The organism is Moorena sp. SIO4E2 (assembly GCF_010671945.1).
GTDB lineage: Bacteria > Cyanobacteriota > Cyanobacteriia > Cyanobacteriales > Coleofasciculaceae > Moorena > Moorena producens.
The window spans coordinates 1-1,133 of sequence record NZ_JAAHIE010001366.1; the positions used below are offsets into that span (position 1 = coordinate 1).

Annotated in this window: 1 protein-coding gene and 1 pseudogene; one reads left to right on the forward strand and one right to left on the reverse strand. The window is 44.9% G+C overall.

The genetic code is table 11. The annotated features are described in order from the left end of the window. Positions 1–113: pseudogene (locus F6K37_RS46025) on the reverse strand (acyl-CoA thioesterase); the annotation flags it as partial. Positions 114–520: 407 nt separating this feature from the next. Here F6K37_RS46025 and F6K37_RS43725 point away from each other — a divergent pair. After that, on the forward strand, positions 521–970 hold the full coding sequence (locus tag F6K37_RS43725) for a hypothetical protein (protein WP_287257390.1): 450 nt from the start codon (positions 521–523) through the stop codon (positions 968–970). The last annotated feature ends 163 nt before the right edge of the window (positions 971–1,133 follow it).

The window sequence follows — 1,133 nt, forward strand, 5'->3', positions numbered from 1 at the left end:
CCAATGTAGGTACCATGCCAGACTATACCAGCATAGTCAGTGTGGTGGGGATGGACTCGCACTGGATAGTCAAACCATTTGGCTGTGGTGGCAGTTAGCTCATGACTTGCCATGGTACTGTCCAGCTCTTGTTGAGCTGAGGTTTGGGGTGTTTCCGACATAGATCAACTTAATCGTTACTGCTATTTCACTAACTTTATAACCATAGCCAGATCAAAGTAGGCGATCGCTTTCAGGGTATCTGCTCACAGGCCGCCATGGTTTATTCTCATGGGGTTTCTTCTGATGCTAAGAGTAGGGTGCGTTACTTACCCATCCTAGGTTTTAGGCACTTTTCCGGCTTTTTATGCCAGGTCTGACCAGAGCTTTTTTTTAAGTTTTGTAAAGATTAAACCATCCACTGCGTAAATCTTGGATGGGATTCAGAAATGTAATTAGAGGTTGAATTCGAGTCAGCCAATGACCGAAACACCTCAGTATTCACATTACAAACTTCAAAGTTCAAACCAGGAGACTGATCATGTTTCGTAGTAAAGTAGCGATCGCGTCTGTAGTTCTATCTTTAGGTGTAATCAGCCTCGGCATTCCTCAAGGCAAAGCCTTAGCAGATAATAACGAGCCTCGTCCAATCACTCCCAGCACCGAACGATTTACTTTAACAACTACCTCCACCAAGGGTGCAAAAACCCTATTTGCTGTAGTCGGCAACAACGGCAAGTTGGATCGCGGATTCGGTGCAGCAAAAGCAAAAAAAGTTCTCAAAGGTCGGTACGAAGTCTTGTTCAACCGGGATGTCCGTAAGTGTGCCTACACTGCTACTTTAGGCACTACAGGCTTTGGCACTGAACCATCTGGTGAAGTTACTGTAGCCACACGCTCCGGCACCACCAAAGGGGTTTGGGTTGCTACTAACGATTCTACCGGAAAAGCCGTAGACCGTAACTTCCACCTTGCTATACATTGCCCGTAAGCTGCTTAGAAGCTATCCAAAAATTTGTCTTGGGGAGTTGTGGAGCCTACTTTAGACCACAAGCCGTCTAAAGGATTACTGAAGTGAGTTACCAGTAATTTCTCCACTCTCACCCAACCATTAAATAATTTTTCGGATAACTTCTGAGTAGTTTCTACAATAT